The sequence below is a fragment of the Devosia albogilva genome (genome assembly GCF_042685625.1).
GTDB lineage: Bacteria > Pseudomonadota > Alphaproteobacteria > Rhizobiales > Devosiaceae > Devosia > Devosia albogilva.
This window is the reverse complement of record NZ_JBHUNP010000001.1, coordinates 1094655-1112913: the sequence shown is the minus strand read 5'-3', so window position 1 is coordinate 1112913 and position 18259 is coordinate 1094655. Positions and strand designations below refer to the sequence as shown.

Sequence of the window (18259 nt, the reverse complement as noted above, 5' to 3'; positions counted from 1 at the left end):
CAATCATGCGCAAGCTCATTGCGGGTGTGGTGGCAGGAGCCACCCTTCTGCTCGCTGGTCAGGCCTTTGCGGCCGACATGCCCTACTATCCCCCAGTGATCGAAATCCCGGACGTGGATTACGGTTACGCGGGTTCGTTCTATCTTCGCGGCAGCGCTGGCGGGAACCTGTTCTGGAGCCGCGAGGCGTTCGGATATGATTGCGTCGCACCCTGCGGTGGTCTGGTGGAGAGCAGTTTCCCGTTCACCGAGGTGGGCTACGGCTACAGTGTCGGTGCCGGTATCGGCTATGAGACAGGTACTGGACTGCGCTTCGATGCGACTCTGGACTACATCAACAACGAAGGTGCTACCGTCACCAAGCCGCCGGCTTACGGCGACCGTGCGGGTGACTACCGACTGAGCCTCCGCTCCACCGTAGCCCTGGTCAACGGCTACTACGACTTCTCCTTTGGCGGTGGCGGATATGGCGCTGCTGGCGGGGCATTCGCCTATGTGGGCGCCGGTCTCGGTGCCGCCTTTACCCACGCCAATATCTCGGCCCCGCCCGGCGTCGTTGTGCCCCCGGGTGGCAATACCAGCCTCGCTGCCGCGGGCATGGTTGGCGTCGGCTATGACTTCGGCGCAGTGGTGGCAGATATCGGATACCGCGGCCTCTACCTGCCGCAGCTCAGCACCAGCACTCCTGTTCCCGACACCGTGTGGTCGAACCACAACTGGCTGCACGAGATCCGCGCCTCCCTCCGCTACCGCTTCAACTGACGGAGCAGGAAGCGGCAGCCACGGCCGCTCTTCTCGACATCCAACCGGCGCCCAGCGGGCGCCGGTTTCGTTTTTGGCAACGGGGTGTCTGGCGCGGCGTTACCTCGCCTGAGGAGCGCCATGCCGGATCTCAGTTTCATTGCCCCGATGGAAGCCAAACTGGCGGAGCGCCTGCCCTCCGGAGAGGGCTGGCAGTTCGAGCCCAAATGGGACGGCTTTCGTGCCGTTGCGGTTCGCCGCGGCGGGGAGGTGGCGCTCTGGTCCAAATCCGGCAAGACGCTTGGCCGCTACTTCCCCGAAGTGCTTGCGATGCTGTCGGAACTGATACCGGATGGTACGGTACTGGACGGGGAACTGGTCGTGCCGGTCCATGGCGCTGCCTCGTTCGATGCCCTGCAGGCGCGGCTGCATCCGGCCGAGAGCCGGGTGCGCAAACTGGCGGAGGCCACACCAGCCCTGCTCGTGGTGTTCGATCTGCTGGAGGAGGGCGGTTCGGATTTGCGTTCCCTGCCGCTGCGGGAGCGGCGCCGCCGGCTGGAGGCGCTCCTGTCGACCCTAGGGGAGCAGCCCGGCCTGAGGCTGTCGCCCTACGCCCATGATGCGGCGGAGGCACAGGGCTGGCTCGAGCAGACGACCACCGAGCTCGATGGCGTTATCGCCAAGCGACTGGATGAGCCGTACCGCTCCGGCGAACAGGCGATGATCAAGGTGAAGCGGATCCGTTCGGCCGACTGCGTCGTGGGCGGTTTCCGCTACGGTACGGGGGGCAACGAGGTCGGATCATTGCTGCTCGGCCTCTATGACGACGATGGGCTGCTGCACCATGTCGGCTTCACCTCCGGCATCGCCAATGCCGATAAGCCGGAACTGACACGGCGTCTGGAAGCGCTCCGCGGCGGCAGCGGCTTCACCGGCGATGCACCGGGCGGGCCGAGCCGCTGGTCGACGGAGCGCTCGGCCGAATGGGTGCCGTTGGCGCCGGAACTGGTGGTGGAAGTACTCTACGATCAGGTCACCGGTCGCCGCTTCCGGCACGGAACGCGCCTGCACCGCTGGCGTCCGGATAAGGCACCACGCCAATGCACCTTCGAGCAGATGGCGCAGCCGGCGGACCCGGACGCAGTGATCGGCGAGATCGTCGGGCGTGCCGGCTAGCCGCTATTGCTCGTTCTCCGAGAAGCGACCGTCAGGACGCAGCTTGCGGATGATACCCTCGGGCTCAAGCGCCGTTGCCGGCCACCGGCTCTCCAGCAAGCGGCCTTTGGCCAGGCGTGTCACCGTTACGGCATTGCTCTGGTTGCCGCCGAGGATGTGGTAAGCGTCCCGGTCCTCGCCGACATAGAAGCCGACATGGCCGAGCGCGCCGGATGGGCTGCCACGCCAGAAGACCATCACCGCGCTCAGTTGCGGCGAGCATTCCGTGCCGAAGCTGCGCCAGGCGCGCGCAGAGAGAGGGTAGTTCGGCAGCGGCTCTTCGGTCAGTTGCGAGCCGATGCAGTGGGCAACGAATAGCCCGCACCAGGGTATGCCATCATCGTTGTAGTCGATGTCGAGATCGCGGGCCCAGCCAATGATCAGCGGATTGTCGGCGTCCGAGATGTCCTCGGTGACCCCGATCAGCCGCACAGCTTCGCCCATCCAGCCATGCGCCACCGGAATCACCGGGCTCTTGGCGGCCGGCGCACCCGCGGGAAACAACTTCGCAAGGGTTTCCGGCCCGACGATGCCATCGACCAAGAGGCCGTTCGCGGCCTGGAAGGCCTTGATAGCGGCGATGGTGCGGCGGCCGCGGATGCCATCGATCTCGCCGGGATCATAACCCTTCGTCTTCAGGGCCGTCTGAATCTGCGCAGTGTTCATTTCCTCACCCCCTGGCGCAGATGATCTGCGTCGGGGAAGTAAACTGCCCAGCTTTCGGCGGCGGTATTCGGCGCAATACTTAGGTGGAGCCGCCTTGTTGGGAGCAAGCGTGCGCTGCGTCGTTCATGAATCCCGTTGACGGCACCGGCCGGCAGGCGTATCTGCGGCCTCAGGACATCTCCCCCTAACGGGAGACGCATAGGCCTGGGAGGGCCGTTGATGATGGCTGAAATGCCCGTAACCGCGCCGGCGGTGAAACCGGCTAACCCTAATTTTTCGTCGGGTCCGTGTGCCAAGCGTCCAGGCTGGACGGTTGAGGCGCTGGCCAATGCGCTGGTCGGCCGCTCGCACCGGTCCAAGCCCGGCAAGGCACGCATCCAGCGCGCGATCGATCTCACCCGTGAACTGCTCGAGGTTCCGGCCGACTACCGCATCGGTATCGTGCCGGCATCCGATACGGGCGCGGTGGAGATGTTCCTGTGGAGCGCTCTTGGCGCGCGCGGCGTCGACATGCTGGCTTGGGAATCGTTCGGCGCCGGCTGGGTGACCGACGTGCAGAAGCAGCTCAAGCTCGACGATGTGCGTGTGCTCGATGCCCCCTATGGCGAGTTGCCGGACCTCAGCCAGGTGGATTTTGACCGCGACGTGGTCTTCACCTGGAACGGCACCACCTCGGGCGTGCGCGTCGCCAATGGCGACTGGATCCCTGCCGACCGCAAGGGGCTGACCATCTGCGACGCCACCTCGGCCGCTTTCGCCCAGAACCTCGACTTCGCCAAGCTCGATGTGGTCACCTTCTCCTGGCAGAAGGCGCTGGGCGGCGAGGCTGCACACGGCGTGCTGATCCTCAGCCCCCGTGCCGTCGAGCGGCTCGAGACCTACAAGCCCGATCGCCCGCTGCCCAAGATCTTCCGCCTCACCAAGGGTGGCAAGCTGCTCGAGGAAGTGTTCCAGGCCGCCACCATCAACACGCCCTCGATGCTGTGCATCGAGGACGCCATCGACGCCATGGAATGGGGCAAGTCGATCGGCGGGCTCAAGGCCATGCAGGCCCGCGCCGACGCCAACTTCAAGGTGCTGGCCCACTGGGTGGAACGGACGCCGTGGGTCGAGTTCCTGGCCAAGAGCCCGGCCAACCGCTCCAATACCTCGGTGTGCCTGTCGATCGTCGATCCGGCGATCACCGCGCTGGATGACGCGGCTCAGGCCGCCTTCGCCAAGGCCATCGTGTCGCGGCTCGACAAGGCCGGCGTCGCTTACGACATCGGCGCCTACAAGGATGCCCCCTCGGGGCTGCGCATCTGGGCCGGCTCGACCGTGGAAGCTTCCGACCTCGAGGCGCTGACGCCGTGGCTCGACTGGGCCTTCGCCGAAGAGCTCACCGCGCTCAAGCCTGCCGCTTAAGACCGACCACCCCCACCCAACCTCCCCCTGAAGGGGAGGCGCTGATCGAGTTCCTGGCACGATTTCGCCACACGCTCGGAGCTGTCCCTCCCCTTCTTCAGGGGGAGGTCAGGTGGGGGCTCCTGCAACACATCACTCCAGGGATTCACCCATGCCCAAGGTTCTCGTTTCCGACAAGCTCAGCCCCACCGCCGTCCAGATCTTCAAGGACAACGGCGTCGAGGTCGACTACCTGCCCGATCTCGGCAAGGACAAGGACAAGCTGTTCGAGGTCATCGGCCAGTACGACGGCCTTGCCATCCGCTCGGCCACCAAGGTGACCGAGAAGATCATCTCGGCGGCCACCAACCTCAAGGTGATCGGCCGCGCCGGCATCGGCGTCGACAATGTCGACATTCCCGCTGCCACCAAGAAGGGCATCATCGTGATGAACACGCCCTTCGGCAACTCCATCACCACCGCCGAGCACGCCATCGCCATGATGATGGCGCTGGCCCGCCAGTTGCCGGAGGCCGATGCCTCCACCCGCGCTTCGAAGTGGGAAAAGAACCGCTTCATGGGTGTCGAAGTCACCAACAAGACCCTTGGCCTCATCGGCGCCGGCAATATCGGCTCGATCGTCGCCGACCGGGCCATCGGGCTCAAGATGAAGGTCATCGCCTTCGATCCGTTCCTCACCCCGGAACGGGCGCAGACGCTCGGCGTCGAGAAGGTCGAACTGAACGAACTTCTCGCCCGCGCCGACTTCATCACCCTCCACACACCGCTGATCGATGCCACTCGCAACATCATCAATGCGGAAGCCTTGGCGAAGACCAAGAAGGGCGTGCGCATCATCAATTGCGCCCGTGGCGGGCTGATCGACGAAGCCGCGCTTTATGACGCGCTGAAGTCCGGCCACGTCGCCGGTGCCGCGCTCGACGTGTTCCTCGAGGAGCCGGCCACCAACAATCCGTTGTTCGAACTGCCCAACGTCATCTGCACGCCGCATCTGGGTGCCTCGACCACCGAAGCGCAGGAGAACGTGGCGCTGCAGGTCGCCGAGCAGATCTCGGCCTACCTGATGACCGGCGAGATCACCAATGCGCTCAACTTCCCCTCGATCTCGGCGGAAGAAGCGCCGCTGATCACGCCGTGGGTGAAGCTCGCCGAAGCGCTCGGCTCCTTTGCCGGCCAGCTCACCGAGACGGCCATCACGGGCGTCAAGATCGAGTTCGAGGGTACCCCCGCCGGGCTCAACATCCGCCCGATGGTCGCCGCTGCCATCAATGGCGTGCTGAAGCCGTCGCTGGGCGACATCAACATGGTCTCGGCGCCGCAGATCGCCAAGGACCGCGGCATCACGGTGGAAACCACCACCCGCGACCAGCAGGGTGCCTATGAGGGCTATATCCGCCTGACCGTGACCACCGAGCGGCAGACGCGCGGCATTGCCGGCACGCTGTTCGCCAACGGCAAGCCGCGCATCATCCAGGTCAAGGACATCAACATGGAAGCGGAACTCTCCCCCTCCATGCTCTACGTCACCAACGAGGACAAGCCGGGCCATATCGGCCGTCTCGGCACCCTGCTGGGCACGCTCGGCATCAACATCGCGAACTTCAATCTCGGCCGAGCCGAGGTCGGTGGCGATGCGATCGCGCTGGTGTCCATCGACGGTACGCTGACCGAGCCGCAACTGGCCGAGATCGCCGCGCTTGAAGGCGTGAAGCAGGCGAAGGCGCTGCGCTTCTAGCACCCCTTCTGCGGGAGGCACTGCCCTCCCGCAGACCTCATGGTGAGGTCTACGAAGTCTCTATTCCCGCCACCGTCTAGGCCCGCCGAGCCGCCCACTCTGCCAGAACGATGCCGCCGATGATGATCAGGGCGGCGACGAAGTGGTAGAGTTCGAGCCGCTCGCCCAGGATCAGCACCGATCCGAGCGTACCGAAGACGGGGATGAGGTTGTGGCTGGGCGCAGCGCGGTTGGCGCCGACCAGTTCCACCCCACGGGCATAGGCGACCTGGCTGAACATCGAGGGGAAGATCGCCACATAGGCGATCACCGCCCACACCGTGGGCGAGGCGGTGGCGAGCGTCGCCGTTTTGCCGAGACCGCCGCCGAACAGCGCCAGCATGATCACGCCGGTGATCGCCGCTCCCGAGAACGAGACCGCCATGAAGCTCATGATGTGCATCCTGGGGCGGAAGCGGAGGGCCAGCGTGTAGCTGGTATAGGCGAGGCAGGCGAGGATGACGAAGCCGTCGCCGATGTTCACGTCGAGGGTTAGGATACGGGTCGCGTCCCCGTGGGTTGCGGTCAGGATCACACCGAAGATCGCCAGCAGCACGCCGACGATCTGCAGCAAACGCGGCCTCACGCGGAAAACGATGAAGTTGGCGGCCAGAATCAGCATGGGCAGCGAGGCCTGTTCGATGGCCGAGTTGACCCCCGTGGTGGTCTGCAGTCCGACATAGAGGAACACGTTGAACAGGGCGTAGCCGATGGCGCCATAAGCCATCAGCAGCGGCCAGGTCCGCCGGATGACCGGCCAGTCGGCCCCGAGAAAGCGCCAGGCGAAGGGCACGATGACCACGGTCGCCAGTACGCAGCGGCTGGCCAGCAGCAGAAATGGGTCGATCTCGCCGACCACGAGCTTCGCCGCCACGACATTGCCGCCCCAGAACAGCGGGGCCAGCACCAGCAACAGATAGGGTTGATCGAGCAGACGGGCGTAAATGCCGCGATTTCCGACTTCCAGCGGCTTTGTCATCGTCGCCTTGGTGATGTAAGGACAAGCGGACTTAGCAGTTATTCGGTCGCGATCAAACGTCAACCAAAGGCGACCGGGAGGACGGACGTCCAAGAATCAGTGGCAGTTCGGGGCCGTGGGCGTCGGGCTGGTCGCGTCACGCCGAACGGTTGAGAAGGACTAGGTAATGGCGAATGTGGTTGTCGTCGGCTCGCAGTGGGGCGACGAGGGCAAGGGCAAGATCGTGGACTGGCTCTCGGAGCGCGCCGACGTCGTGGTGCGCTACCATGGCGGCCACAATGCCGGCCACACGCTGGTGATCGATGGCGTCAGCTACAAGCTGGCGCTGCTGCCGTCCGGTCTGGTGCAGGGCAAGCTCAGCGTCATCGGCAATGGCGTTGTCGTCGACCCGCACCATTTCGTCGCGGAAATGGAGAAGCTGCGCGGGCAGGGCGTGACCATCACTCCCGAAGTGCTGCGCATCGCCGACAACGCGCCGCTGATCCTGTCGCTGCATCGCGAACTCGACGCGATCCGCGAGGACGCCAACTCCGGCCTCAAGATCGGCACCACTCGCCGCGGCATCGGTCCGGCCTATGAGGACAAGGTCGGCCGCCGCGCCATCCGTCTTGTCGATCTCAGCGAGCCCGAAACGCTGATGAGCAAGATCGAGCGCCTCTTGACACATCATAACGCCTTGCGCCGCGGCATGGGCCTGGCCGAGATCCAGGCTCAGGCGATCCATGACGAACTCACCGCCATTGCCGACCAGATCCTGCCGTTCATGGACCAGGTCTGGCGCGTGCTCGACGACAAGCGCCGGCAAGGCGCCCGCATTCTGTTCGAAGGGGCGCAAGGCGCGCTGCTCGACAACGATCACGGCACCTATCCGTTCGTGACCTCTTCCAACACCGTGGCAGGGCAGGCTGCCGCTGGTTCCGGGCTCGGACCGACCGCCATAGGCTATGTCCTCGGCATCACCAAGGCCTATACCACCCGCGTGGGCGAGGGCCCGTTCCCGTGCGAGCTCGACGACGAGATCGGGCGGCACCTGGCGACGGTTGGGCGCGAGGTCGGCGTGAACACCGGTCGGCCGCGGCGCTGCGGCTGGTTCGATGCCGTCCTGGTTCGCCAGACGGTGAAGACGTCGGGGATCACCGGCATCGCGCTCACCAAGCTCGACGTGCTCGACGGGCTCAAGGAGATCAAGATCTGCGTCGGCTACGAGCTCGATGGTTCACGCATTGATTATTTGCCTGCCTCAATGGGGGCACAGGCACGGGTTAAGCCGATCTACGAGACCCTGGAAGGGTGGTCGGAGACGACGGCCGGGGCCCGAAGCTGGGCCGAACTGCCGGCGCAGGCCGTCAAGTATGTCCGTCATATCGAGGAACTGATCGGCGCTCCGGTGGCGCTGTTGTCGACGAGCCCGGAAAGGGCCGACACCATCCTGGTGGTTGACCCGTTCCAAGACTGAGAATTTTTGTTACAACACCACCGAAACCTGAGTACCAAGTAACCGATGGCGGATTACAAAGAGCTGTTGCGCCGGGCCATCGCGGCCTTACCGGAAAATAACGGGTCTGCGCGCCGCGCGGTCTACGAGAAGGCGCGCTCAGCTCTGGTCGGTCAGCTCCGGGCGATCCAGCCGCCATTGCCGGCCCGCGAGATCACCCAGCATCGGCTGCAGCTCGAGGATTGTATCCGGCAGGTCGAGCAAGAGGCCAGCGAAGCGGTCATCCAGCTCGGCCGCGATGCTGCTTTTGGCACCAGCCCCACAGTGGCTCCCGCCGTGCGGTCCGGCTGGAGCACCACGCCGGCACAGCCTGCGAAGCCGGAGCCGGAAGCTCCGGCGCCCGCTCCTGCCGCGCCCGAGCCGGAGCCTCCAGCACCGGAGCCGGTTGCGGCAGCGAAGGCGGACGAGCCTGTAGAACCGGAACTCCCCGTTGCCGAGCCGGAGCAGCAGCCTGAGGAAAATCCCGACTCGGGTAATGAAAAGCTCTCGATCGAGGAGATCATCGCCAAGGCTGCCGAGACGTCGGGCGCCGAGGTGACTCCGGTCGTGCCGAAGCCGAGGGAAACACCGGCTCCGGCGATCACTCCGCGGAACGAGCCCGGCGGATCCAATGTGCGTCCCTTCGAGCCTGTCCGCCCCTCCGGCGGCGACACGAGGCGCGACGCGACGCCGGTCGCTCCCAACCGTCCCGCGAGCGAACCGGTGCGGTTTGGTCCCCGCGTCGAGCCAGCCGTTCAGCATGCCGTCGCGCGCCAGGCAGGCTCGCCGCTAGCCATGGCCGAAGCGGCACCCGTCGAGGCAGCCTTGTCGGCCGTGCGCGAAGTGGAGGTCGAAACGCCTCCCGACGAGGCGAGCGAGGCCGAAGGCGTCATTCAGCGCGCCATCCAGACGCTGGATCGCGAGGCGCGCGGCGAGACTGCCGAGGCCCCGCCCGAAGCCGCGGGCGATGGCTTTGCCATGGTGCCGCCCGGCAAGGACGACGCCGAGACCGCTTTCGATACCGGTGACGCACCGAGCCGTTCTGGTGCCGGCCTCACAATTTTCCTGGTGGTGTTCGCCGTGCTGCTGGCCGGTGTTGGCGGTGCTGGCTACTGGGCCTGGCGCGAAGGCTATGTCGATCTTGAACAGATGTTTGGTCAGGGTCAGCCGCAGGTGACCGAGACGGCGGAAACCACGACCCCCACCCTGCCGCCACCAACACTGGACGCCCCGGTTCAGCCCACCGAAGAAACCACCGGCCCCGGAAATACCACACCCATTGCGACGCCCGATCCAGCGGGCGAGATTGGTGGTCTCGAGATCGATGATCGGCTGGAGCCGACGCCCGAGCCGGTGGTGCCGGAGGGCAACGAGACCGTGCTGCCGGACATCGGCGCCAATGGCGAGATCAAGTCCGAGGAACGGCTTCCTGCCGCCGAAGAGGCGCTCCCCGGCACCGACGACATTGCCGCTTCCGTGGATCCGGCTGTCCTTGCGGGCAGCCAGTCGCTGCTGCTCGAAGCCAGCGCCGATGGGCGCTCCGGCGCCGTGCCGTTCTCGGGCTCGGTGGAGTGGTCGCGCGGCGAGGACGAACTCGGCCTGCCGACCCTGGAAGGGACTGCCAGCATCCCGGCACGAAACCTGTCCGTGGATGTCACGATCCGCAAGAATTCCGATCCGGCGCTTCCGGCCAGTCACCTGATGGAAGTGGACTTCCAGGTCAGTGACAGTTTCGTGGGCGGCAGCATCGCCAGCGTCGCAGGGGTCCTGCTCAAGGACGAGGAACTGGTGACCGGCACTCCGCTGGTCGGTGCCTCCGCGCGTGTTGTCGGCAACTCGTTCCTGTTCGCGCTCAGTGCAGCGGAGAACGACCTCGCCACCAACACGGAACTGTTGGAAAACCGGCGCTGGCTTGACCTGGCGATCGTCTATGGTACGGGCCGCAACGCCATCATCACCCTGGAAAAGGATGAAGAGGCGCAGGCGCTTTTTGGCGAGGTCTTTACCACCTGGGCTGAGTAGTCTCTTCTCCCCTCAGGGGGAGGAGACAACCTGCTCCTCGGCCAGTTCTCCCGCCTCTATCCGGTAGTGGCGGGCAGCCAGCGCGGCCACATCGTCGGCATGATGGCTTACCAGAACCGTGTGCCAGCCATGGCGCTCGGTCAGTGTGCCGACCAGCGCGCGGGTTGAGCGCCGGGTCTCATCGTCCAGCGCGGAAAATGGCTCGTCGAGCAGCAACACCTCACGTGCGCGCAACAATGTCCGGGCCAGCGCCACGCGCTGCTTCTGGCCGCCGGACAGCGTGGCAGCCGGTTGGGCGGCGAGACCAGTCAGGCCCACTTCTTCCAGGGCAGCCCGGACCTGGCGCTCTGCGTCGGATCGGGCAGTACCGTGTGGCAGTCCCAGCGCAACGTTCCGGCCCGCGCTCAGGTGATCAAACAGGTTGTCGGATTGCAGCAGCAGCGACACGGGCCGGTGTTCCGGTTCGAGCGGGAGCAGGTCGGTCCCGTCGAGCAGCAGGCGTCCGGTTGAGGGCTTGAGGAAACCGGCGATCAGATCGAGCAAAGTCGACTTGCCGGAGCCGCTGGGTCCAGAGATCGCGGTGACCTCACCGGGCGCAGCCGTGAACGAGAAGCGGTAAGGCGCCGTCTGCCCGGGATGGGCAAAGGTCAGCGCTTCAGCGGCGAGCATTGGCGATCCTTTCGACGAGGCGCGGCAGGCCAGTGAAGGCCACGATGGTGCCGATCAGAAGAATGGCGGCGATGGCGGCCGCGTCGTTGGTCCGGTAGGCGCCGAGACTGCGGAACATCATCAGCGGCAGGGTTTGGAAGTTCTCCGTGCCGAACAGGGCGATGACGCCGAGATCGCCCAGCGAGAAGCAGAAGGCCAGCGCCAGCATGATGCCGATGTCCCGCCCGAGCAGCGGGTATTCGATGGCAAGGAACTGGCGGGTGCCGCCGAGGCCCAGTGACCGAATGAGCTTGCCCCGGGTGCGCGCGATCGCTTCGAGCGGCGGACCGAGCGTGGCGATCGCAAAAGGCAGGGCCAACAGGCTGTTGCCGACGATCACTACTACCGGGGCGGCCTGTGCCGGCGCGATGCCGGCATTGCGGACCAGCAGGAAGAAACCCAGAGCGAGCACCACTGCCGGCACGGCGAGATAGGCATAGGGTGGCATGCCGAGCAGCGTGCGCGCCAGCGGCTGTGCTGTAGCGGCCCTGCCGAGTGCCAGCCCCAGCGCCAGCACGAGCGTGAGCAAGGCCGACGCCGAGGCGATGACAAGACTGCTGAGCGCCGACCACCAGAAGACCGGCCGGGCCAGCAGCTCCACGATCCCTGCGGTCAGACCGTCGCTGAGCACAGACAGCAGCGGCAACACGAACGCAGTCACCGCCACCAGCAGCACCAGCCATTGCATCAGGCGCGCCCCGGTGCCGTCACGCCAGCGGGGCGCGATGGAGCGCCCAAGCGCGGTCGGTACCGGCGCGAGCATGGACGCAGTCAGGATCACGACGGCGCATACGGCGATCTGGGTGAGCGCCAGGGCGACCGCCCCGCCGAGGTCGAAATTCTGCCGCACCGCGGAATAGATCGCTACTTCCAGCGTCTGGTTGGCTGGCCCACCGCCCAGCATCAGCACGATCGGAAAGCTGGTGAAGGCCAGCAGGAAGATGATTGCGCCCAAACCCGGCAGGGTGCCGCGCATGGCCGGCCAGTCGACGATGCGAAAGCGCTGCCAGGCCCCGAGCCCCAGCGATTGCCCGGTCTTGAGACGCGCCGCAGGAATGGCATCGAGCCGCGCCAGCAGAATGCGGGCGGCGAAGGCTCCATTGAGCACCACATGAGCCAAGAGGATCCCCGACAGTCCGAACGCCGGATTGCCGATCGGGGTGCCGAACAGCGCCTCGCTGGCCCGGTTGATCCAGCCATTGCGGCCCCAGATGGCCAGCAGCCCGAAGGCCATGACCATCCCCGGCGTAACGATGGCCGCCGCAAACAGCCCGACCACCAGTTCGCGCCCGCGGAAGCGGAGACGATTGAGGCTCCAGGCCAGTGCCATGCCCACCGCCAGCGACAGAAGCATGGTCAGGGCGGCCTGCAGAGACGTCATCCGCAACAGATGCGGGATGTCGATGCGCGACTGGCTCGCGCCCGAAGCGGCGTCAAGGATCGACCAGAATACCGCAACGATGAGGCCGGCGATCGCCACGGCGAGCATGGCGGCGGCGGCAATTCGGAGCGGGCGGCGGGGCAGGGTGGGCATATTGGTCCGGATTGAGTGGCCTCGCCCCCGGAACCGGGAGCGAGGCTGGAGCATCACTGGATCGCGGTCAGCATCTCGTCGATCCAAGCATCGGAATTGGCCTCGATCTCCTCGTCGGTGAAGCTCAGCGTCTTCTCCGGTTGCGGCAGGCCTGCGAAGGCCGGATCGAGTTCGTCACCGAGGTCGACCACCGGGAACATCCAGTTGGTGGTCGGAATGATCGCTTGGCCCTGGCGCGAGGCGAGGTAAGCCAGGAACTCGCTCGCCAACTCCTGCTTGTCCGAAGAGGCCAGAATGCCGGCCACCTCGGTCTGGGGGAAGTGTCCTTCCTCGAACAGCGCGGCGTGAATGGTGTCGTCGTCTTCGGCGACGATGTGGTAGGCCGGCGAAGTGGTGTAGGACAGCGCCATGTCGGCTTCACCGGCGAGGAACAGGTTGTAGCTCTCGCTCCAGTCGCGGGTGACGGTGAGAATGTGCGGCTTCAGCCCTTCCCAGATCTCGGCGGCGCGATCGCCATAGGCGGCTTTGACCCACAGCACCAGGCCGAGCCCCGGCGTTGCCGAGCGCGGATCCTGGATGACGATCTTGAAGTCCTCCGGCAGCGCGATCAGCTCCTCGAACGACTTCGGCGGGGTGGTCACGGTGTCGGTGTCGTAGACGAAGGCGAAGTGGGCATAGTCTACCGGCACGAAGGTCGGGTCGCTCCAGCCGCGGGGCACGGTCAGCCCCTCGAGTTCGAGGCCGTGGTCGGCAAAGAGCCCCGTTGCGCGGGCTTCGCCGGCAATGGCGGTATCGAGCCCGACGATCATGTCGGCCTCGGTCGTCTCGCCTTCGAGCTGCACGCGGCGCAGCGTGCCGATGGAGGAATCCGCCGCGACGAACTCGACGATGCAGCCGCCGCAGATCGCCTCGAAGCCGGCCTTCAGCCCTGGGCCCGGTCCCCATTCGGCGGCAAAGCCGTCATAGGTGTAGATGGTGAGGATCGGCACCTCCTCGGCAGCGATCGGCGTGGCGCCCAGTCCGAGAAGGACCGCAGCAGCGAGGCGGGTGGCGTTGAGCATGGCTCATCCCTTCGTGTTGCGGTCATGCGTTGAGGGATGCGTCAATGGTTGGAGCGCTCCGAGGCGCCCTTGCCATCTCGAACTTCCTCCGCCAGCATGACCTGGTTCAGGTTCAATGGGTAACTCTCAGCTCCGGCAGATCCGGAACACCCCAGCGAGACGAGCCCACGTTTAATGAGCGTTCCGTGACAGTGCAAGTCCGATCGGGGGCGACCGCCCCAATCCTGCGGTTTGACGGCCCTTTGGCCATCGTTGGCGGCGGCGCCGTTGACGCCGACATGCTGCAGGAACTCGCCGGCAGAGGTGTCGCCCTGGTCGGCGCCGATGGCGGTGCCGATACCATCGCAGCGGCGGGGCTCATGCCGGCGGCGGTGGTGGGAGACCTCGATTCCCTCGCCCATCGCGCGGCATGGGAGCAGCGCACGGTGGTGCGCCACATCCCCGAGCAGATCACCACGGACTTCCAGAAAGCGCTCTACTCCACTGCCGCTCCGGTGACCCTGGCGCTCGGCATGACGGGCAAGCGCCTCGACCACACGCTCGCCGCGCTCAGCGCCGTGCTGGAATATGCACCGCGCCGCCGCTTGCTGCTGGTCGATGAGGTGGATGTGGCGCTGGCCGTGGTAGGGCCGATCCGCTTCGAAGCGGCCTCCCGCGAACGTGTCTCCATCCACCCGCTGGAGCCGATCGGCTTCAGCGGATCGACCGGCTTGCTCTACCCGCTCGACGGCTTGCACCTGCGCCCGGGCGGGCTGCTCGGTACTTCCAATGAGGGGCTTGGCGGGCCGGTGGAGATCATCCCCGCCGAGACCGTGCCGTGGCTGCTGATCCTCGCGCGAGAGCGGCTGTGGGACCTGGTAGCCGCCGCTTGAGCTCTGCCCAAAACAAAGCTGCCCGGCTCGGAGCCGGGCAGCCAGATCGCGCGGATGGTAGCGTTAGTTGGCCGCGGCTGCCTTTTTCACCGCATCCTGCACCTTTTCGAAGGCTCGAACCTCGATCTGACGGATGCGTTCGCGGCTGACGTCGTATTGCTGTGCCAGCTCCTCAAGGGTCGACGGATTGTCCTGCAGGCGACGGGCCTGGAAGATGGCGCGTTCACGCTCGTTCAGCACATCCATGGCTTCACTCAGCAGTCCCATGCGTTCGCTGAACTCCTGCGACTCGCCCAGCGTGGTTTCCTGGCTCGGCGTATCGTCGACGAGCCAGTCCTGCCACTCCGAGGAACCTTCGTCGGCGCGCATCGGCGAGTTGAGCGAAGCATCGCCGCTCAAGCGGGCGTTCATCTGCACCACGTCCTGTTCGGTCACGTTGAGCGTGGTCGCGATCTGCTTCACCTGGTCGGGATGCAGGCTCCCTTCCTCGAGCGCAGCGATCTGCCCCTTCACCTTGCGCAGGTTGAAGAACAGGCGCTTCTGCGCGGCGGTGGTGCCTATCTTGACCAGGCTCCACGAGCGCAGGACGTATTCCTGGATCGCGGCGCGGATCCACCACATCGCATAAGTGGCCAGACGGAAGCCCTTTTCGGGCTCGAACCGCTTCACCGCATGCATCAGGCCAACATTGCCCTCCGAAATCACTTCGGAGATCGGCAGGCCATAGCCGCGGTAGCCCATGGCGATCTTGGCCACCAACCGGAGATGGCTGGTGATGAGCTTGTGGGCGGCGCTGGGGTCGTCATGCTCCTGATAGCGTTTGGCGAGCATGTACTCCTCGTCCGCTTCCAGCATCGGGAACTTGCGGATTTCCTGCAGATAGCGGCTGAGGCCACCTTCAGAAGAGAGAACCGGAAGATTGGACTGCTGGGCCATGGACGCACCCCCTTTCATGTTCCCCCGCAACGCGGGCAGATGCCGTCTGTTGCCGATGGCCGGAATGGCCCATCGGCAATTGACGATGGTTATATATAGGACGCAATGAGGCGATTGTAAGGGGAGGGATAATGCGGACCGTGCGAGTTTGGTTCCGCCATGCCTTCAAACTTTAGGGCGGCTCAGGCAAAGGCGCGGTCGTACCGCTCCAGCGACTCCTCCAGTGCCGCGAGATCCTCCGGCAACGGCGCTTCGAAGAACATTTCCTCGCCGGTCTTGGGGTGCTCGAAGCCCAGTTCGGCTGCGTGCAGCGCCTGACGGCCGAGTGCGCGCACCCGTCCGCCGACGTCCTCCGGCAGCTTGTTCACCTTGGTGGCGTATCCGGAAGCATAAACGCTGTCCGCGACCAAAGGGTGGCCGATATGCGCCATGTGAACGCGGATCTGGTGCGTGCGGCCGGTCTCGAGCTGGCAGACCAGCCGGGTGATGTCCCAGCCCTCGCCGCCATAGCGCGCCTCAACCATGTAGTGGGTGATGGCCTCGCGGCCATCCTTGCGCACTGCCTGCTTCAGGCGATTGTTGCCGTCGCGGCCGAGCGGGGCATCGACGGTGCCGCGCGCGGACTCGGTCATACCCCAGGCAAAGGCGGTGTAGGCGCGGTGGAGTGGCCCGGTGCGACCGTGATCGGCGAACTGCTCGGCAAGATGCCGATGCGCCTGTTCGGTCTTGGCCACCACCATGACGCCGGAGGTGTCGCGGTCGAGCCGATGCACGATTCCGGGACGCTTGACGCCGCCGATGCCCTTTAGGGAGTCCCCGCAATGGAACAGCAGCGCGTTGACCAGCGTCCCATTGGGTGAGCCTGGTGCCGGATGCACCACCATGCCCACCGGCTTGTTGACGACGATGAGTTGGTCGTCCTCGTGCAGGATATCGAGCGGGATATCTTCCGGCTCGGGTTCGGCATCCTCCGGCGGCGGAGCCAGAAGCACGATTGTCTCCCCCGCCTTCAGCCGGTATTTGGGTTCGCTGACCGGACGGCCGTCGATGGTGACGGCGCCGTTCAGGATCAGATCCTTGATCCGGTTACGGCTCAGCAGCGTGTGCTCGCCCGCCAGCACCGCATCAAGCCGGCCCCCCGCCAGGGCTTCGTCGACCGTAATGGTTACGGGCTCGCCCTCGAACTCGAATTCGGTGTCTTCCGCCATGCATGATCCTGAAAAGACCGGCACCGGGCCGGAAGTCGAAGCGCTCTCGCCCGAGGCGATGGCGCTGATGCGCAGGGCCCGCCGCTCGTTTGCCGTGGCCATCGGCGTCCTGCTGCTGGGCTTTATGGCGATTGGCTTCGCACTTGTCTATCGGGTGATGCGCGATGCACCGCCGACGGTGGTGGCGGAGTCGGTCGTGTTGCCCGCCGGTGCGGAAGTCGTTTCGGCTGTACTTGCCGATGGCGCGGTGAACGTCACCTACCGCGCCGGGGGTGAGACGGTGCTGGTGCTGTTCGACCATGTCACTGGTGAAGAACTCCGCCGCGTGGTTATCGGCGCGGAGTAAGGCCCTCTCAGACCTCATGGTGAGCCTTTGAACCACGAGGTCGGTGGCACGGTGCCCGCCTCTCGCCCTTAGCCAAGCTCAGGGCGGGACGAGGTCTACACACGCATGCGGGTGGCTTACCGGCCGAGGATCTCCTGCAGCGCCGTCATCCGTTCCGAGACGCGGCGCTGCGGTTCCTCGGCCTCGACGTGATCGAGGTCCTCATCGGCGAACCGCTGGACGCGATCGAACAGACTTTCTTCCGGCTCCGGCGCCGTCGTGTCGGAGTCCGCGGCATAGACGACCCGGCTCACCCGCCTGGCGATCTCGCTGAGGCGATCGCGAAGTTCGGCCTTGTCCGACGGCGGGCCCGACAGAATGCTGCTCTCGACGCCCACCACCATCTCGCGCAGCGCCGCCAGCGCATCGGCTTGCCCAAGCGTTTCGGCGAGCAGGGGGGCGGCGTCGGCGGTGGGGGCCTGCTCCTCTCCGAGGATTTCGTTGAGCCGCGTTTCGGCACTGGCAATGCGCGCTTCTGCAGCCTCCAACTCGGCGGCGGCCTTGCGTTCGTCGCGGCTGGCCAATGCACCGCGCATCTGGGCGATGGCGGCGGTGGCCTCGGCGCTGCGCCGGTCCGAGCTTTCCAGGCGGGCCACGAGGTCGCGGGCCTGTTCCTCAAGGAACGAACTGCGCTTGCGTTCGATGGCGAGGGCGGTGGTCAGCCGCTCGACATCATCGTCATAGTCTCCGGTCAGCGTTTCGCCGTCCACATCGAGGCTCGCCGGAGCATCGCCGCGGATGGTCTCGCGCAGTTCGGCCAGTTCCGCCGCCCGCGCTTCAAGGTCGCGCTCGCGCATGCGCAATTGCTGCGCGAGGTCGGCAAGCTGACGTTCGGTGTCGGCCAGTTCGGTCCGCAGCGCATCCTCACGGACGTCGCGCTCCGCCAGCTCTGCGGCAAAGCGCTCGCGCTCGAGCTTCATGGCGCCGGTATCGGCCCGCGCCTGGTTGACCTCGGCCAACTGCTCGGCAAGGCGCGCGCGCTGGGTCTCGATGGTCTGCTCGAGCTTGCGGATGGTCAGCGCGAACTCGGCGCGCAATTGATCCTTGTCGGCGCGGAACTCGGCGAGCGTGATCGGGGTGGCAGCCTCGATGCGGCGGCGGGTCAGCCGCACAGCGCGCTTCCACACCGCCGGTAGCACCACCAGTGCCAGCAGCCCGGCGGCGAAGAAGCCAAGCGCGAAATACATGATGTTCTCGATGAGCATCCGCCGATCTCCGGACGGCGCTTCGCCGCGCCTTGGTCCCTATCTGCCAGACTGCAGCGCCCGGCGCCAGCGTTTG

Annotated in this window: 16 protein-coding genes and 1 riboswitch; of the genes, 8 read left to right on the top strand and 8 right to left on the bottom strand. The window is 65.9% G+C overall.

What is annotated here, in order from left to right:
* Window positions 1–5: 5 nt before the first annotated feature.
* Together ACFSX5_RS05590 and ACFSX5_RS05585 are read left to right on the top strand one after the other, a co-directional pair.
* The gene (locus ACFSX5_RS05590) at window positions 6–761 is read left to right on the top strand and encodes a hypothetical protein (protein WP_386832300.1); all 756 of its coding nucleotides are present in this window, start codon (window positions 6–8) and stop codon (window positions 759–761) included.
* Between the two features lie 120 nt (window positions 762–881).
* Window positions 882–1916, top strand: coding sequence for an ATP-dependent DNA ligase (locus ACFSX5_RS05585; RefSeq protein ID WP_386832299.1), 1035 nt, complete (start codon window positions 882–884; stop codon window positions 1914–1916).
* Between the two features lie 3 nt (window positions 1917–1919).
* Here ACFSX5_RS05585 and ACFSX5_RS05580 read toward each other — a convergent pair whose 3' ends face one another.
* Window positions 1920–2621 (bottom strand): NlpC/P60 family protein, encoded by a 702-nt coding sequence (locus ACFSX5_RS05580; protein ID WP_386832298.1) that lies wholly within the window; start codon window positions 2619–2621, stop codon window positions 1920–1922.
* A 231-nt stretch (window positions 2622–2852) separates the two neighbouring features.
* Between ACFSX5_RS05580 and ACFSX5_RS05575 the strand changes: the two genes are divergently transcribed.
* Both ACFSX5_RS05575 and serA read left to right on the top strand, forming a co-directional pair.
* Entirely contained in the window at window positions 2853–4025 is a 1173-nt protein-coding gene (locus ACFSX5_RS05575; RefSeq protein WP_386835584.1) for a phosphoserine transaminase, read from the top strand.
* A 151-nt stretch (window positions 4026–4176) separates the two neighbouring features.
* A complete protein-coding gene (gene serA / locus ACFSX5_RS05570) occupies window positions 4177–5760 on the top strand; it encodes a phosphoglycerate dehydrogenase (protein ID WP_386832297.1) in 1584 nt (527 codons plus the stop codon).
* Window positions 5761–5836: 76 nt separating this feature from the next.
* On the opposite strand, the gene ACFSX5_RS05565 is transcribed toward serA, so the two are convergent.
* On the bottom strand, window positions 5837–6778 hold the full coding sequence (locus ACFSX5_RS05565) for a DMT family transporter (protein ID WP_386832296.1): 942 nt from the start codon (window positions 6776–6778) through the stop codon (window positions 5837–5839).
* A gap of 166 nt (window positions 6779–6944) precedes the next feature.
* On the opposite strand from ACFSX5_RS05565, the gene ACFSX5_RS05560 reads away from it, so the two are divergent.
* A complete protein-coding gene (locus tag ACFSX5_RS05560; protein ID WP_386832295.1) occupies window positions 6945–8234 on the top strand; it encodes an adenylosuccinate synthase in 1290 nt (429 codons plus the stop codon).
* Window positions 8235–8279: 45 nt separating this feature from the next.
* Complete coding sequence (locus ACFSX5_RS05555) at window positions 8280–10274, top strand: hypothetical protein (protein WP_386832294.1); 1995 nt, start codon at window positions 8280–8282, stop codon at window positions 10272–10274.
* A 12-nt stretch (window positions 10275–10286) separates the two neighbouring features.
* Here ACFSX5_RS05555 and ACFSX5_RS05550 read toward each other — a convergent pair whose 3' ends face one another.
* Genes ACFSX5_RS05550 through thiB form a run of 3 tightly spaced genes read right to left on the bottom strand, consistent with a single transcriptional unit; the run spans window position 10287 to window position 13577 of the window.
* Entirely contained in the window at window positions 10287–10943 is a 657-nt protein-coding gene (locus ACFSX5_RS05550) for an ATP-binding cassette domain-containing protein (protein ID WP_386832293.1), read from the bottom strand.
* On the bottom strand, window positions 10930–12516 hold the full coding sequence (locus ACFSX5_RS05545) for a hypothetical protein (RefSeq protein ID WP_386832292.1): 1587 nt from the start codon (window positions 12514–12516) through the stop codon (window positions 10930–10932). The genes ACFSX5_RS05550 and ACFSX5_RS05545 overlap by 14 nt, the downstream gene beginning before the upstream one ends.
* Before the next feature lie 53 nt (window positions 12517–12569).
* Window positions 12570–13577, bottom strand: coding sequence for a thiamine ABC transporter substrate binding subunit (gene thiB, locus ACFSX5_RS05540; RefSeq protein ID WP_386832291.1), 1008 nt, complete (start codon window positions 13575–13577; stop codon window positions 12570–12572).
* A gap of 66 nt (window positions 13578–13643) precedes the next feature.
* Window positions 13644–13741, bottom strand: a riboswitch (TPP riboswitch).
* Between the two features lie 78 nt (window positions 13742–13819).
* On the opposite strand from thiB, the gene ACFSX5_RS05535 reads away from it, so the two are divergent.
* Window positions 13820–14449 (top strand): thiamine diphosphokinase, encoded by a 630-nt coding sequence (locus ACFSX5_RS05535; RefSeq protein ID WP_386832290.1) that lies wholly within the window; start codon window positions 13820–13822, stop codon window positions 14447–14449.
* A 63-nt stretch (window positions 14450–14512) separates the two neighbouring features.
* Here the strand turns inward: ACFSX5_RS05535 and rpoH are convergent, their stop codons facing one another.
* Together rpoH and ACFSX5_RS05525 are read right to left on the bottom strand one after the other, a co-directional pair.
* Window positions 14513–15385, bottom strand: a complete 873-nt coding sequence (gene rpoH / locus ACFSX5_RS05530; protein WP_386832289.1) for an RNA polymerase sigma factor RpoH — start codon at window positions 15383–15385, stop codon at window positions 14513–14515.
* Window positions 15386–15567: 182 nt separating this feature from the next.
* Window positions 15568–16593: an RluA family pseudouridine synthase gene (locus tag ACFSX5_RS05525; RefSeq protein WP_386832288.1), complete on the bottom strand. Its 1026-nt coding sequence runs from the start codon at window positions 16591–16593 to the stop codon at window positions 15568–15570.
* On the opposite strand from ACFSX5_RS05525, the gene ACFSX5_RS05520 reads away from it, so the two are divergent.
* The gene (locus tag ACFSX5_RS05520) at window positions 16592–16939 is read left to right on the top strand and encodes a DUF6476 family protein (RefSeq protein ID WP_386832287.1); all 348 of its coding nucleotides are present in this window, start codon (window positions 16592–16594) and stop codon (window positions 16937–16939) included. The genes ACFSX5_RS05525 and ACFSX5_RS05520 overlap by 2 nt on opposite strands.
* A 116-nt stretch (window positions 16940–17055) precedes the next feature.
* On the opposite strand, the gene ACFSX5_RS05515 is transcribed toward ACFSX5_RS05520, so the two are convergent.
* Window positions 17056–18183 carry a hypothetical protein gene (locus ACFSX5_RS05515; RefSeq protein WP_386832286.1) on the bottom strand — a complete coding sequence of 376 codons (1128 nt, stop codon included), beginning with the start codon at window positions 18181–18183 and terminating at the stop codon, window positions 17056–17058.
* Window positions 18184–18259 lie beyond the last annotated feature (76 nt).

Bases quoted from the DNA above. Each gene is read 5' to 3' on its own strand.
- ACFSX5_RS05520 (WP_386832287.1), top strand. From the start codon at position 16,592: ATGCATGATCCTGAAAAGACCGGCACCGGGCCGGAAGTCGAAGCGCTC.
- rpoH (WP_386832289.1), bottom strand. From the start codon at position 15,385: ATGGCCCAGCAGTCCAATCTTCCGGTTCTCTCTTCTGAAGGTGGCCTC.
- thiB (WP_386832291.1), bottom strand. From the start codon at position 13,577: ATGCTCAACGCCACCCGCCTCGCTGCTGCGGTCCTTCTCGGACTGGGC.
- ACFSX5_RS05545 (WP_386832292.1), bottom strand. From the start codon at position 12,516: ATGCCCACCCTGCCCCGCCGCCCGCTCCGAATTGCCGCCGCCGCCATG.
- ACFSX5_RS05515 (WP_386832286.1), bottom strand. From the start codon at position 18,183: ATGCTCATCGAGAACATCATGTATTTCGCGCTTGGCTTCTTCGCCGCC.
- ACFSX5_RS05575 (WP_386835584.1), top strand. From the start codon at position 2,853: ATGCCCGTAACCGCGCCGGCGGTGAAACCGGCTAACCCTAATTTTTCG.
- ACFSX5_RS05580 (WP_386832298.1), bottom strand. From the start codon at position 2,621: ATGAACACTGCGCAGATTCAGACGGCCCTGAAGACGAAGGGTTATGAT.
- ACFSX5_RS05565 (WP_386832296.1), bottom strand. From the start codon at position 6,778: ATGACAAAGCCGCTGGAAGTCGGAAATCGCGGCATTTACGCCCGTCTG.
- serA (WP_386832297.1), top strand. From the start codon at position 4,177: ATGCCCAAGGTTCTCGTTTCCGACAAGCTCAGCCCCACCGCCGTCCAG.
- ACFSX5_RS05525 (WP_386832288.1), bottom strand. From the start codon at position 16,593: ATGGCGGAAGACACCGAATTCGAGTTCGAGGGCGAGCCCGTAACCATT.
- ACFSX5_RS05560 (WP_386832295.1), top strand. From the start codon at position 6,945: ATGGCGAATGTGGTTGTCGTCGGCTCGCAGTGGGGCGACGAGGGCAAG.
- ACFSX5_RS05555 (WP_386832294.1), top strand. From the start codon at position 8,280: ATGGCGGATTACAAAGAGCTGTTGCGCCGGGCCATCGCGGCCTTACCG.
- ACFSX5_RS05585 (WP_386832299.1), top strand. From the start codon at position 882: ATGCCGGATCTCAGTTTCATTGCCCCGATGGAAGCCAAACTGGCGGAG.
- ACFSX5_RS05550 (WP_386832293.1), bottom strand. From the start codon at position 10,943: ATGCTCGCCGCTGAAGCGCTGACCTTTGCCCATCCCGGGCAGACGGCG.
- ACFSX5_RS05590 (WP_386832300.1), top strand. From the start codon at position 6: ATGCGCAAGCTCATTGCGGGTGTGGTGGCAGGAGCCACCCTTCTGCTC.